This is a genomic window from Amedibacillus sp. YH-ame10, from assembly GCF_053848885.1.
On the sequence record NZ_JBSPFA010000011.1, the window covers coordinates 76,853 to 90,444 of the forward strand.

Sequence of the window (13,592 nt, forward strand, 5' to 3'; positions counted from 1 at the left end):
GTTCTTTTTTTATCCTTTATGGAACAGATAAAACGCCTGTAAATATAGGGACTTTATATATCATAAGCGAATCATACTGGATTTATATTCCTCTTTCCTAAGCAAGGGGAAAAGGAATATTTGCACAACATTATAATTATACGTAAACTAAAAGTGTAACAGGTTGGTAAAACCAAAGTTGAAAGGAGAAATAACTTTGAAAACGCTACAAGACAAATTACAGAAATGGCTGTTTCCGATCGCCATGAAATTAGAAAAGCAAAAACATTTGCAGTCGGTAAAAGATGGAGTCATCGCAATTATTCCAATTATTATCATTGGAAGCTTCTGTATGATTCCTATCGGAATTGGAAATATGATTGGAGGAGGTGTAGGAGATTGGGTCAATGCTCATATTGATATCTTTAACTTTCCTACCTACTTTACCACAAACATTATGTCTTTATTCTCTGCATTCTTTATCGCAGATTCTTTGGCAAAACGTTATGATATGAAATCTTCCTTAATTGGAGTTTCTGCTGTACTTGTACAGTTGATTCTCTGTGTTGGATTAGGTGAAGGTGGATGGGATGTATCTTCCTTGGGAGCGGAAGGTCTGTTCGTTAGTATCATTGGATCTATCTTTGTTGTAGAAGTCACTCGTTTGATGGCTAAATATCATTTAGTATTAAAAATGCCAGATAGTGTTCCATCAATGGTTGCGGAAAGTTTCTCTATCTTATTCCCACTTGCAGTCAATGTGATTGTTGCTTCTACAGTGGCAATGTGTTGTACTGAGTTTGGAGGCACTGCTTTCCCTAAAATTATTATTAGTTTATTAGCACCTGCTATTTCTTCAATGGATAGTGTATGGGCGGTAGCTCTTATCGTATTACTAACACAGTTATTATGGGTGTTTGGACTTCATGGGGCTGCTATTACTTCAAGTGTTTGGGCACCGTTTGCAATTAGTTATGCAACACAAAATGCAGCTATGACAGCTGCTGGACAAGCACCAGAACATATCTTTACCTTTGGATTCTATTATGGGTTCTTACAAGTAAGTGGTTCAGGATTAACTTTATTGCTAGTCATTATGATGATGCGCTCTAAAGCAAAATCATTGAGCTCAATAGGTAAAATTGGTATTGTGCCATCTATCTTTGGTATCAATGAACCAATTATCTTCGGTGTACCAATGATTATGAATCCATTTATGTTTATACCATTTGTATTTGGTCCAGTTATTGTTTCTATTATTACATATCTATGTATGCAATATGGTTTAGTATCACTTCCTTTATGGGAAGCACCAGGCTTCTTGCCACCAGGATTTCAAGCCTTCTTATTAACGTTAGATTGGAGAGCAGCAGCTCTTGCGATATTCTCCGTATGTTTAATGGGGGTCTTCTATTATCCATTCTTTAAAGCTATGGAGGCAGATGAACTACGTAAAGAAAGAGAAATCGAAGCTGAAAATGCGGAAGCACAAAAATTAGCAGAAACACAGAACTAGAACGGTTACAATAGGTTATAATGTAGTTATAATCTATGGAGGGATACGCTTATGTTAAGTGAACGCCAGAAGAAAATCGTCGAAATGATTTTAAAACATCCAAAGGGTGTCAATGCCACCAATATATCAAAAGAGTTAAGTGTGAGTTCAAGGACGATACGTAATGATATTGCTAGTATAAATGTTTGTCTTATGAATAATCACTGTATGATTAATTCTAGTAAGAGAGTTGGTTATTTCATTGTAGAAGATAGTGTTGAAAAAGTAAAAGAATGCATAACATTGATGGAGGCAATTGACCATAAGCAAATTGCCTCTACTCCAATGGAGAGAAAGTATTACATATTAGGACAACTCTTTCATCGGGAGAGTGTAAGCTTATATGATATTGCGAGTGAACTTTTCGTATCTGAACAAACGATATATAAAGACATTACATCCTTTCAAAAAAGTTTAAAAAAATTATTCCATTATGATGGATTGTTGTTGGAGAATGGTGAGCTTTGTTTAAAGTCTGATGAAGTCGCACTACGAACACTACTTTATCGCATTGTAAAAGAAGAAATTTATTTATCAAATAAATTAGTAGATATTCATTTATATCAACTCGTCAAAGACTTTATTGATGTGGAAGAAATTTATGATATCGTAGATTACATGAGTGGGTATTGTAAAACACATAATGTAAATATACCAGATCAAATGTTATTTGTTGTTAGTTGGATGGTACTCTTTACCATTACACGATGTGAAGATAAATGCTATATCAAAGAGCATGTACACCTGCAACATAACAATGAGCCTTTACATGCTATGCTACATACGCTACTACGTGATTTGCATTACACCATGGAAGTAGAAGATATGTCCTTACTACAAAACTATATGGAGACACTAGGTTTATTTTCTAATCAAAACACTTCCCTTCTTTCTACATCAAATGAAGTAATTGTTCATGAATTTGTAGGACAGATGAAGAGTAAATATAATTTAGATTTTGAATCAATGCCATCCTTATTTGAAAACTTTAAGAGCCATTTAGAGTTTGCGATAAAACGATTACTTATGGATTATCAATTGATAAACCCATTGCTACAAGAAGTAAAAACAACCTATGCATTTGCTTATGAGATAGCGATGTTAATTGTGCCAATTGTACATAAGAAATATAACTTATATATGAAGGAAGATGAAATATCATTTTTAGCCCTTTATATTCAACCGTTTCTTAAAGTACAAAATACAAGTATTAAAGTACTTATTGTATTTGGCACGACGCAAAGCTTCGCAAGTTTTATCGAAACATGGATTCATCAAGAATTTAAAGAACGTGTACAAGTGATGGGAAATGTCTCTACCTATCAATTAGAAGAAGAGATAAAGAATCAAAACGTTGATTTGATTATCAGTAACATTGCACTTGAAAAGAAACTAAATATACCTGTCATTGAAATACAACAGCTTCCTTATGAAGCTGATCGAGTACAGATTGAAAACTTTATATCTCGTCGAGCAATGTTATCACAAAGTGCATCCATCTTCCATAAGGTATTCTCAAAAGATAGAATCCTTATCATAGAAGAGGATATAAGTTATGAAGAGATTTTAAAAAGAAGTGCAGCCTTATTAGAAAACCACCATAAAATACCGGATGCACCTCGATTTGTGGAGGATATCATTTCCCGAGAAAAAGTATATCCGACTCATATCGAAAATGGTTGTTTTATGCCTCACCCCTTGATGAATACAGCGAGTGAGGATGCGATTATGATGGTAATCGTAAAAAGTAACATCTTAAAAGATACAAACCCTGTATGCATTATGTTTGTATCTGCATTTGAACCAAAAATTGATGCTGATTTAAAGTATATATATAATCTAATCAATATGATTGCGACAACTCCAAGTTTGATTCAAATGCTATTGGAAATGAAGACACCAGAGGAAGTTATGGATTATCTTGAGAGAATTATACAAATCATGAAAGATTAAGGAGAACTCAAAATGAAGATATTAGTTGTATGTAATGCAGGAATGTCAAGTTCTATACTTGTAAAAAAGATTAAAGAATATGCACAAAGTGTCAACGATAGTGCAGAAGTACAAGCAGTTAGTAGCGCAAGTATTTCTGATGAGATTGGAAAATGGGATGTATGCTTAGTGGCACCTCAAATTATGTATGCAGTAGAAGAAGTAAAAGGAAAACTACGTATTCCTACACAAGCTGTGGATATGCGTGTATATGCAATTTCTGATGGAAAAGGTGCATATGAACAAGCAAAGAAGTTAATGGAAGGATAGGTGTCAACATGCCAGATTTAGAAAAATTAAGCGCTGTAGCTATGGAAATTATTACTTATTCAGGTGCAGCAAAATCAACATATATTCAGGCGATGCATCTGGCAAAGAAGCAACAGGTGGAAGAGGCGCATGCAAAGCTAGAGGAAGGGGATAATTTCCTTAAAGAAGCGCATGACAAACATTTAGCGCTTCTACAAAAAGAAGCGACGGATAACGAACCACAAGTTTCTATGCTCGTATTGCATGCGGAAGATCAATTTATGAGTTGTGAAACAATTAAAATTATGGTTCAAGAATTTATGGAACTATATAAGGAGAGGAATTAAGTTTATGGCAAAAACAATGTACGACCCATGGTCAAAAATTACAACACGTAATGGTTATGCGTGTGACGAAGTCATTAGTGCTTTACAAAAATCAATACGTAGAGGATTGGAAGAACAAGCATGTATGTTCGCATACGAATTATATATTTCATCTCCTCAATTAGAAGAAAAAATGTGGAGAAGATTGCTTACAATATCAGTAGAAGATATTGGTATGGGGAATCCTATGGCTGCAATTATGGTGAATAATTTAGCGCAAATGCGTTTGAATTATGACTACGCTGATAATGATCGCACGATGTATTTCATTCATGCCATTCGTTACATGTGTGCGAGTGAAAAAGATCGTTCAAGTGATATCTTAAAAAATATTTGTATCAAATCATTTGCGATGGGAAAACTTCCTGAAATTCCTGATGTTGCATTAGACAAGCACACACAACGCGGACAAGCGATGGGTAGAGATTCTTTCCATTTCTTACATGAAGCAAGTGTTGTCATTCCCCAAGCAGAAATTGACAATAACTATAAAGAACGTTATGAAGAAATTCTAAAAGAATATGATCCTGAAAATGTAAGTGAAACAGCCTTTACCTTTAACGGCTGGCAGTTTTAATGGCAAGTGCACATAATCGTGCAGATGCAAAAGATATTGCGAATGTTGTATTGATGCCCGGAGATCCCTTAAGAGCCAAATATATTGCGGAAACATATTTAAAAGATGTCATACAATTCAATGATATACGCAATATGCTAGGCTTTAGTGGAACTTATAGAGGAAAGCGCATTTCTGTTATGGGAAGTGGTATGGGATGTGGCTCTATGGGAATATATGCGCATGAGCTATACCATAAATATGATGTAGATATCATCCTTCGTATCGGCTCTTGTGGAGCATATAGTACACAGCTTCAAATACTAGATGTTTTCTTAGCGCAGAGTGCATATAGTGAATCGACCTATGCATCAACATACAGTGGAGAAAATCTTCATATCGTGGAAAGTGAACCACAACTAAATGAGCGCATTATTACATGTGCAAAGGAACATCAGTTTCCTTTGAAGATTGGAAGAGTGCATACAAGTGATTGTTTCTACCATAAAGTGAAAGAAAATCTTGTGGATTTAGTGGAACATAAGGGTTGCTTATGTGTTGATATGGAAAGTTTCGCACTCTTTCATATAGCACGTTGTGCTGGTAAACAAGCCACAACCTTACTTACTGTATCTGATCATAGTATTACAAAAGAAAAGGTAAGTGCACAAGCGCGTGAACAAAGTTTCGATACAATGATGACGTTGGCATTGGAATCTATTATAGAATACGCAAAGTAACCCAAAAAGGGTTGCTTTTTAGATTATAGAAATGCATATGAATCCTCTATTTGTTCAAATAAGGATTCATATTCATCTTTCCTATTCTTATAGGAAATTTTTTATTTGTCCTTCATTCATCTTTTCGCTATACTATTTTTGTAAGTATTGGCTGTACTTCCTAACGGATATACGTTTCCTTATGAAATAGCGATTTATATGGAAGTATCATAATAACTACACAAGAAAGTGAGGATATTATTATGAAGAAGTACACCGTAGCAATTATTGGTTCTGGTAGTGCATATACCCCTGGTATTGTAAATTCTCTATTGGAACAAAGAGGACGTATTCCTCTAAAGAAGATCGTATTCATTGATGATAATGAAGAACGTCTTCATATCACTGGTGATTTCATGGAAATCATGGTAAAAGAAGTAGACCCTAGCATTGAAGTATGCATGACTACAAAACGTGAGGAAGGCTTCGCAGGGATGGATTTTTTACTAGCACAAATTCGTACAGGAATGCTTCCACAACGTGTGCAGGATGAAAAGATCGCGATGAAACATGGCGTGATTGGACAAGAGACTTGTGGACCTGGAGGGTTCGCATTCGCTATGCGTGAAATTCCAGCAATGGTTGAAATCGCAAAAGATGTTGTAAAATATGCACCTAATGCATGGATTATTAATTATTCTAATCCAACAGCGATCGTGGCAGAAGCTATTCAGCGAGCAGTACCTGAAGTGAAAAACATTTGTATTTGCGATGTTCCACCTTGGCAACAAAGTGATATGGCAAAGATTATGAAAGGTACACCAAAAGATTTCTCATATCGTTATTTTGGTTTGAATCACTTAGGGTGGTTCACCAATATGTTTGATGTAAATGGTGTTGATAAACTACCAGAATTAAGCGAATATGTAAAAGTGAATGGAATGTTTACTGGAACTGCAACAGATGATAGTTGGGCAAGAACGGCGAAACGTCAAAAACAATTTGTGGAACATTTCCCAGGAACTTTACCAGTAAGTTATTTACAATACTATTATTACCCTGATGAAATGTTTGAAGATGAAGACATCAATTATACACGTGGAGAATACTGTATTGACCACCGTGAAAAAGAGACTTTCGCATTATGTTTAGAAGGTGTAAAAAAAGGTAGTGCAAAAGGAAACGACTTAACAGATACGATTCATGGGGATTTTATTGTGAATATTGTAAATGCCATTGTGAATGATACAAATGAAGAATTTATAATCAACGTGCCAAATGATGGTGTTATTTCAAATTTTACACAAGGAGCTATTGTTGAATGTATTGCGACTATCAATGCATCTGGTTATCGTCCATATAATGTAGGGACGATTCCTACCTTCCAGAAAGGTTTAATGGAAGTGATGAAGGCATATGAAACCTTAACGGTAGAAGCTTGTTTAGAAGGAAGCTATCAAAAAGCATTAGAGGCATTAACTTTGAATCCAATTGTTCCATCTACACATGTAGCGAAAGCTATCTTAGATGATTACATTAAGGCAAATAAAGCATATTGGCCAGAATTGAAATAAATAAAGGAGGGGATACTATGAAAATAGTGTCCTTTCTTATGGAGAAAAACATGGGAAAAATACAAATAGGAAAGTTACTTAGAGTTATCATAGGTTCACTGATTATGGGTGTCGGTATCGCGTTTACGATATGGGCGAATGTGGGAAGTGATCCAATGACACTGTTTTGGATAGGGATTTCAAATACATTATCAATTACTGTAGGGCAAGCTAATATTATGGTATGCGCGATTATTTTAGTGTTCGTTTTCTTTATGGATAAAAAGCAGATTCATATAGGAAGCATCTTGAACCCGATTGTTATCGCATTAACAACGGATTTTATGACTTCTCATATGGTGTCCATTGATTCTTTGAGTATGAGTATACTTCTATGTGTATTAGGCTTGTTGGTACTTGCTCTCGGGATTGCGATATATGCACTAGCGGATTATGGGAAGGGTGCTTATGAGGCTCTTGTTTTCTGTGTGAGTCATAAAACTAAGAGAAGTATTGGAATTGTTCGTACTCTGTGTGATATCACCTTTGCGATTCTTGGTATTTTGCTAGGGGCAACAGGGGCGTTAGGGACTTTATTAGCAATCATATGTATGGGTACAGGTATTCAATTCTTTATCAAGAAACTATCAAAAAATTCATAAAACATCCTTTTTATAAATGAAAGGTTTAAAAAGAAGAATCTTGCCGATACTTTTTGTAGAGGTGAATGAAATGAAGAAATTCTTTATCATAGTGAGTATATGGACGATGACTTTGTTTACGATAGGGTCAATAACTGCCAAAAGTGAAATTGAGTATGTGATTAGATATGATAGCGATACAATGGAAACATACCCTTTGAAAAATAAAATTCAAGAAATATACACGGATTTGGTCAGTGGTATTCATACGGAGTCATCTTTACGTATGGTGATAAAAAACATGAAGATGTTTGAGTATAAAAATGATATATCTGCCAAGTGGGAAGATAACCATTTACTAATCATAGAAGGTGATGGAAAAGGTGATGAGATAACAGGAGATTTACGTGCGAAAAGTATTTGTACTCCAGAAGTAGAACCTCGTTCTTTAATCCAAGAATTTTTTACACATTAACTCTCATATGAATTGAGAGTTTTCTTTTGAAAGGAAACTTAAATTGACCTTTTAAGTTCATGAATGCTCGTGATATAATACTTAAGTATAAGGTTATAGGTGAAGATATGAATATAAATAGAAAAGAATTTATGTATGAATTTCTTTGGATACTTGCTGGTAATATTGCGCTAGCAATTGGTGTAGCGTGGTTTATACTACCCAATAATGTATTGACGGGAGGATTAGCTGGAGTTGCGATTGCCTTACAAAAGATAGTTCCATTGTCTCCAGAAATGATGATCAATGTAGGAACTGTTGGTTTGTTTATTATTGGTGTTTTTATTTTAGGTAAGAAATTTGCGATGAAGACAATTTTAAGCACGATTGCTTATCCTTTATTATTGTCTTCATTTTCATATATAGCTACGAATTATATCGCACCAGATACATTTATTATGGATAAATATCTTGCGACTATTTATGGTGGTGCGTTGATGGGAATTGGAATTGGTTGTGTATTCCGTACAGGAGCTAGTACGGGAGGAATGGATATTCCTCCACTTGTAATTAATAAATATACCCATATTCCACTTCCTAGACTTGTGCTAATTGTAGATGCGTTGACTGTTTTGTTAGGGGCAGCCACTTATGGACTGCAAGCAGCTTTAACAGGAATACTATCCGTTTGGGTAAGTAGTGTGTTGATTAATAAAACCATGATGATTGGTGGACATGATGCGAAAAATGTAATGATTGTATCTGAACATCATCGCGAGATAATGGACAAGATACATGAAACTCTAGAAAGAGGTACGACACTTATTCAAGCGGTAGGAGGGTATTCTCAAGAACAAAAACCAGTATTGATGGTAGTAATTGTGAATAAACAATTACCACAACTACAAAAGCTTGTATCACATATCGATCCAGAAGCCTTTGTGATTGTGATGAATGCGAATGAAGTACAGGGATTAGGATTTACATACGAAGAAGAACTATAAAGAAAGAAGGGGATTTTATGCAAAAGTTTAATTATCATTGCCATACATCAAGATGTGGACATGCAATAGGAGAAGATGAAGCTTACGTAGTAGAAGCTATAAAAAATGGATTTAAAAGAATTGGGTTCTCTGATCATATGCCATATAAGGATGGATATATCAAAGGCGAAAGAATGCATGATTATGAACTTGAGGATTATGTGTCTTCTATAAAGTATCTTCAAGAAAAATATAAAGACCAAATAGAAATACGCATTGGGCTTGAATTTGAAAACTACCAAGAACAAATGGATGAAATCAAAGCTAATAAAGAACGTTTTGATTATATCATTTTAGGAGAACACGAGCCTGCATTGTTTGCGCCAGACTTTTATCGCAACTTTGAGGATAAAGATACTTTGTTATATGCGAAGATGGTTGAAAAAGCAATTGTAGATGGATTGCCTGATTATGTGGCACATCCTGATTTATTCATGTTTGGAAAAGAAGAATGGAATGAAGCCTGTGAAGAGGCATCTCATACAATATGTAAAGCCGCACAAGAGTATCAAGTTCCATTAGAATTGAACCTAAATGGATTGAAACATGGAAAGTGTCAAAGAGGAAATGAATATCGTTATTTGTATCCATATCGTAAGTTTTGGGAGATAGCTTCTACATATAAAGTAAAAGTATTATATGGTTTAGATGCACATGAACCAGAAAAATATAGTGATAAAGAATGTTTTAGGATTGTAGAGGATGAAATCATATATGGAATTTCATTAGATTTCATTGATGATTTAAGTTTTCCTAGCAAACTATAGCATACATAAAGCATCCGTAAATGGATGTTTTTGTTTTACCTTAGCAATCATAGGAACAAGAACGTAAAGGTGTAACTGCTTTCATTCACAAGTGACTCAAAACTGAGAGTTCCATGAAGAATACGGAGCTTTTAGCTAAAATAACTGGGAAAAATTGTATAAAAATCACCCTTTACTTGTGAAATATTGTTTATAACTAACAAGTCACTTTATGAAATAAAATAGTTGTATTTTTTGAATAAGATTGAAATAATGCCTTACAATCAATGTTTGTCATAAAATAATTATTTGACGCATATGTATAAAACAGTGCAAATTGGGTAAAATACCAATAAACACATGTTAAAAAATAATATTATTGGACAAGCTCAAAGTTATGTGATAGACTATTGTCTGTTTCATACGAAGGAGGAACAACGATGAAGGCAAAACGAATTTTATTCGTCCTATTCACCTGTGTTTTCGCTTTATATGGATGTGTGAGTACCGAAGCTAAAGTTTTCGATACAAACATAGCGAACAACGACTTTATTGTATCAAACGATACAGACTATACACCACAGCCACTTGCAAGGCTAGTGGATAACAGGAATGAAGTATTTGCATTGAAGGCCTATGCTAAGAACAATCAAGACACACAATTGTATACAAGTGTTCGAGATAGCAAAGGGCTGATTGTCACAAAAGAGGATTTTAATCGCATCAGTAAACAGCTGCTTGGAGATGCGCGTGAAAAGAAGAAAGCAGAAGATGCAGAAGCTGCTCGTAAAGCAGAATTAGAACGTTTAGAAAAAGAAGCACTAAGTGCCTTTTCTCCAAGAATTACAACATACGGAGTTGACTGTTATGGGTGTCAAGTTGTAAATGGACGTGGAGGTACTGCTATGGGAGTTGCACTAGATTTAAACCTTGGAGTACAGTTACCAGATGGTACATGGCAACCAGGGATCAAGTATGGGAATTATTATATCATTGCGGCAGATCGAAGTGTGCCAATGTGTTCCATCGTAAAGATTGAGAACCATGGTCTAGGTGGTGCAGGTTTAAATCCAAATGAACCTTTCTACGCAATGGTATTGGATAGAGGTGGTGGAATCTCTGGACATCATCTTGATTTGTATACAGGAAGTGAATCCAATTCTCAAGTATATCGAGTATCTGCTGGAAATCCAACTGCGCAGATTATTCGTATGGGAGGACAATCAGGTAATTCTTGTCCCCTATAAATCTCTTAGACACTGATGAAATCCATAACGTCAGTGTCTTTTTTAGTGTATTTATGATAAAATATTGTACGAAAGGTTGCGTTCATATGAAGATAAAAGAAGTCATTGTAGTAGAAGGTAAAAATGATACCAATGTGTTGAAGAGCTATTTGCAATGCGATACACTAGAGACAAGTGGAACACATCTTGGAAAAGAAGTATTAGCTCGTATCGCGCAATTACAAAAAACAAGAGGAATCATTATTTTTACAGATCCTGATTTCCCTGGTGAAAAAATTCGTATGACTATCAATCAATATGTACCAGGCTGCAAGAATGCTTTTATCGATAAAAACAAAGCGAAAACAACAAAGAAGGTAGGTATCGAACACGCTAATAAAGAAGATATTATAGAAGCGTTGTCAAACCTACTAACGTATGATGATACATTTATAGAAACATTGTCTTATGAGGATTTTACGGACCTTGGTTTACAAGGACAAAAAGATAGTGGACAGAAAAGAGACATTCTTGCCCAGAAATTATCCTTGGGTAAACCAAACGCAAAAACATTATGGAAACGTTTGAATATGGGAAGATATAAAAAAGAAGATATAGAGGATTTATTAAAATGAAAGGAAGAGCAATATGAATAAACCAATTGCGACACCAAGTAGAACCAAAGAGATATTGGAAACTTATGATTTATTCGCAAAGAAGAATTATGGGCAAAACTTCCTAATTGAATCTAGCGTTGTGGAAAAGATCGCAAGATCTGCCATGGTAAGTGATCATTGTGTAGTGTTTGAAATAGGACCTGGTATTGGGGCATTGACTCAATATTTATGCGAATACGCAAAGAAGGTAGTATCTTTTGAAATTGATGAAAGACTCCCAGCTGTATTAAAGGAAACATTATCCGAATATGATAACTTTGAAATTGTACTACAAGACTTTTTAGAAATTGATTTAGTGAAGTGGGTAGAGAAGTACAAAAAAGAAGGGTACGATGTAGTCATCGCAGCCAATCTTCCCTATTATATAACCACACCGATTCTCTTTAAGATATTTGAATCTCATGCGGATATTTCCGCAATCACCGTTATGATGCAAAAAGAAGTAGCGGATCGTTTTCATGCCGTTCCAAATACAAAGGATTATAATGCATTGAGTATCATCACGCAGTATCGTTGTGATGTAAAATCGGTTATGAAAGTACCTAAGAATGTCTTTATGCCAAAACCTAATGTAGATAGTGCTGTACTACAGTTTCGTTTTATAGAGAGAGACAATACTATAGAAGAAACTCATTTCTTTGAAATGGTGAAAGCTTGTTTCAAACAAAGAAGAAAAACAATTTTAAATAACTTTGGTGAATACTGTGAAAATAAAGAAAGCGCACGCCTTATCTTAGAAAAGGCACAAATAGAAGTGGCTCGTAGAGCAGAGAGTCTTGGTATGGATGAGTTTATTCATTTGTATGAGGTGATGACCCATGAAGATTAATGCATATGCGAAAATAAATATGTGTTTGAACGTTGTGGGGAAAAGAGAAGATGGATACCATGAATTAGAAATGGTTATGGTACCGATTGATTTGCATGACATTCTAACGGTTGAATTCGCAGATGAAGATGTTTATACATCGAATGAAACGAGCATTCCTATGGATGACTCTAACACCGTCGTAAAGGCAGTTCGCTTGATGCGTTCAACATTTCATTTAAATCAACATTTTCATATTCATGTGGAAAAGAATATTCCAGCACAAGCAGGATTAGCTGGAGGCAGTGCAGATGGTGCAGCAGTGTTGCGAGCAATCAAAGAACTGTGTAATATAAACATCACTTTAGAAGAATTGTCGTTATTAGGAAAACAAATTGGAGCGGACGTTCCTTTTTGTGTAATGCAATGCTGTTCAATTGTAAAAGGTATTGGAGAAAAAATCGTTCCATTTAACAATCGATGTGATTTTGAAATCCTACTTGTGAAACCCCAAGAAGGAGTACCAACAGGAAAAGCATTTTCCATGTTAGACTTTGATGCATGTGATCATCCAGATTGTGATATCGTTAAAACGTGTATGCAAGAAGATGATTTTCAACGTTTATGTTCAAGTGTATCCAACTCTTTGGAATATAGCGCATTTCAGATAGTTCCTCATATTAAGGAAATAAAAAAGGAACTACAAGAATTAGGGTTTCCATTAGTTCTTATGTCTGGAAGTGGAAGTACTGTATTTGCATGCAGTAAAGATCACGCGTTTGTAGAACAGTGTGCATCTAAGATGAAAGACAAAGGTTATTTTGTTTGTAACACACATATTATGTAACCAAACATAGAAAAGTTTCTAATGTTTGGTTTTTTTTGTCTATTAGGAACTTGCATAATTTAAGTGGAAATGAGAGAAAACGAAAAAAACATGACGAAAAGGCTCTAAGAAGAGCCAAAGAAGGACACGACAAGTTTTTACTTTTGATTCTCTAGAAAATC

General features: G+C 35.0%; 15 protein-coding genes. All 15 read left to right on the forward strand.

Annotation, left to right across the window (positions count from 1 at the left end):
- Window positions 1-196: 196 nt before the first annotated feature.
- On the forward strand, window positions 197-1,495 hold the full coding sequence (locus ACWG42_RS06300; RefSeq protein ID WP_455790922.1) for a PTS sugar transporter subunit IIC: 1,299 nt from the start codon (window positions 197-199) through the stop codon (window positions 1,493-1,495).
- A gap of 51 nt (window positions 1,496-1,546) precedes the next feature.
- Window positions 1,547-3,487, forward strand: coding sequence for a BglG family transcription antiterminator (locus tag ACWG42_RS06305; protein WP_455790923.1), 1,941 nt, complete (start codon window positions 1,547-1,549; stop codon window positions 3,485-3,487).
- 12 nt (window positions 3,488-3,499) lie between these two features.
- Window positions 3,500-3,796, forward strand: coding sequence for a PTS sugar transporter subunit IIB (locus ACWG42_RS06310; RefSeq protein WP_455790925.1), 297 nt, complete (start codon window positions 3,500-3,502; stop codon window positions 3,794-3,796).
- Between the two features lie 8 nt (window positions 3,797-3,804).
- On the forward strand, window positions 3,805-4,122 hold the full coding sequence (locus ACWG42_RS06315; protein WP_455790926.1) for a PTS lactose/cellobiose transporter subunit IIA: 318 nt from the start codon (window positions 3,805-3,807) through the stop codon (window positions 4,120-4,122).
- A 4-nt stretch (window positions 4,123-4,126) separates the two neighbouring features.
- Window positions 4,127-4,738 carry an AAA family ATPase gene (locus tag ACWG42_RS06320; protein WP_455790928.1) on the forward strand — a complete coding sequence of 204 codons (612 nt, stop codon included), beginning with the start codon at window positions 4,127-4,129 and terminating at the stop codon, window positions 4,736-4,738.
- Window positions 4,738-5,457, forward strand: a complete 720-nt coding sequence (deoD, locus tag ACWG42_RS06325; protein ID WP_455790929.1) for a purine-nucleoside phosphorylase — start codon at window positions 4,738-4,740, stop codon at window positions 5,455-5,457. Before ACWG42_RS06320 ends, deoD begins: the two co-directional genes overlap by 1 nt.
- Window positions 5,458-5,699: 242 nt before the next feature.
- Complete coding sequence (locus ACWG42_RS06330; protein WP_455790931.1) at window positions 5,700-7,010, forward strand: family 4 glycosyl hydrolase; 1,311 nt, start codon at window positions 5,700-5,702, stop codon at window positions 7,008-7,010.
- A 17-nt stretch (window positions 7,011-7,027) separates the two neighbouring features.
- A complete protein-coding gene (locus ACWG42_RS06335; protein ID WP_455790932.1) occupies window positions 7,028-7,651 on the forward strand; it encodes a YczE/YyaS/YitT family protein in 624 nt (207 codons plus the stop codon).
- 16 nt (window positions 7,652-7,667) lie between these two features.
- Complete coding sequence (locus ACWG42_RS06340) at window positions 7,668-8,105, forward strand: multidrug transporter (RefSeq protein WP_455790933.1); 438 nt, start codon at window positions 7,668-7,670, stop codon at window positions 8,103-8,105.
- A 107-nt stretch (window positions 8,106-8,212) separates the two neighbouring features.
- Window positions 8,213-9,088, forward strand: coding sequence for a YitT family protein (locus ACWG42_RS06345; protein ID WP_455790935.1), 876 nt, complete (start codon window positions 8,213-8,215; stop codon window positions 9,086-9,088).
- A gap of 17 nt (window positions 9,089-9,105) precedes the next feature.
- Entirely contained in the window at window positions 9,106-9,894 is a 789-nt protein-coding gene (locus ACWG42_RS06350; RefSeq protein ID WP_455790936.1) for a histidinol-phosphatase, read from the forward strand.
- Between the two features lie 419 nt (window positions 9,895-10,313).
- Complete coding sequence (locus tag ACWG42_RS06355; RefSeq protein WP_455790938.1) at window positions 10,314-11,120, forward strand: 3D domain-containing protein; 807 nt, start codon at window positions 10,314-10,316, stop codon at window positions 11,118-11,120.
- An 86-nt stretch (window positions 11,121-11,206) separates the two neighbouring features.
- Window positions 11,207-11,734 (forward strand): ribonuclease M5, encoded by a 528-nt coding sequence (gene rnmV, locus ACWG42_RS06360; protein ID WP_455790939.1) that lies wholly within the window; start codon window positions 11,207-11,209, stop codon window positions 11,732-11,734.
- A gap of 13 nt (window positions 11,735-11,747) precedes the next feature.
- Entirely contained in the window at window positions 11,748-12,605 is an 858-nt protein-coding gene (gene rsmA, locus ACWG42_RS06365) for a 16S rRNA (adenine(1518)-N(6)/adenine(1519)-N(6))-dimethyltransferase RsmA (RefSeq protein WP_455790940.1), read from the forward strand.
- The gene (gene ispE / locus ACWG42_RS06370; protein ID WP_455790942.1) at window positions 12,595-13,431 is read left to right on the forward strand and encodes a 4-(cytidine 5'-diphospho)-2-C-methyl-D-erythritol kinase; all 837 of its coding nucleotides are present in this window, start codon (window positions 12,595-12,597) and stop codon (window positions 13,429-13,431) included. The genes rsmA and ispE overlap by 11 nt, the downstream gene beginning before the upstream one ends.
- Window positions 13,432-13,592 lie beyond the last annotated feature (161 nt).

Coding starts and splice junctions, on each gene's coding strand:
- ACWG42_RS06305 (WP_455790923.1), top strand. CDS start 1,547: ATGTTAAGTGAACGCCAGAAGAAAATCGTCGAAATGATTTTAAAACAT.
- ACWG42_RS06310 (WP_455790925.1), top strand. CDS start 3,500: ATGAAGATATTAGTTGTATGTAATGCAGGAATGTCAAGTTCTATACTT.
- ACWG42_RS06315 (WP_455790926.1), top strand. CDS start 3,805: ATGCCAGATTTAGAAAAATTAAGCGCTGTAGCTATGGAAATTATTACT.
- ACWG42_RS06320 (WP_455790928.1), top strand. CDS start 4,127: ATGGCAAAAACAATGTACGACCCATGGTCAAAAATTACAACACGTAAT.
- deoD (WP_455790929.1), top strand. CDS start 4,738: ATGGCAAGTGCACATAATCGTGCAGATGCAAAAGATATTGCGAATGTT.
- ACWG42_RS06330 (WP_455790931.1), top strand. CDS start 5,700: ATGAAGAAGTACACCGTAGCAATTATTGGTTCTGGTAGTGCATATACC.
- ACWG42_RS06335 (WP_455790932.1), top strand. CDS start 7,028: ATGAAAATAGTGTCCTTTCTTATGGAGAAAAACATGGGAAAAATACAA.
- ACWG42_RS06340 (WP_455790933.1), top strand. CDS start 7,668: ATGAAAGGTTTAAAAAGAAGAATCTTGCCGATACTTTTTGTAGAGGTG.
- ACWG42_RS06345 (WP_455790935.1), top strand. CDS start 8,213: ATGAATATAAATAGAAAAGAATTTATGTATGAATTTCTTTGGATACTT.
- ACWG42_RS06350 (WP_455790936.1), top strand. CDS start 9,106: ATGCAAAAGTTTAATTATCATTGCCATACATCAAGATGTGGACATGCA.
- ACWG42_RS06355 (WP_455790938.1), top strand. CDS start 10,314: ATGAAGGCAAAACGAATTTTATTCGTCCTATTCACCTGTGTTTTCGCT.
- rnmV (WP_455790939.1), top strand. CDS start 11,207: ATGAAGATAAAAGAAGTCATTGTAGTAGAAGGTAAAAATGATACCAAT.
- rsmA (WP_455790940.1), top strand. CDS start 11,748: ATGAATAAACCAATTGCGACACCAAGTAGAACCAAAGAGATATTGGAA.
- ispE (WP_455790942.1), top strand. CDS start 12,595: ATGAAGATTAATGCATATGCGAAAATAAATATGTGTTTGAACGTTGTG.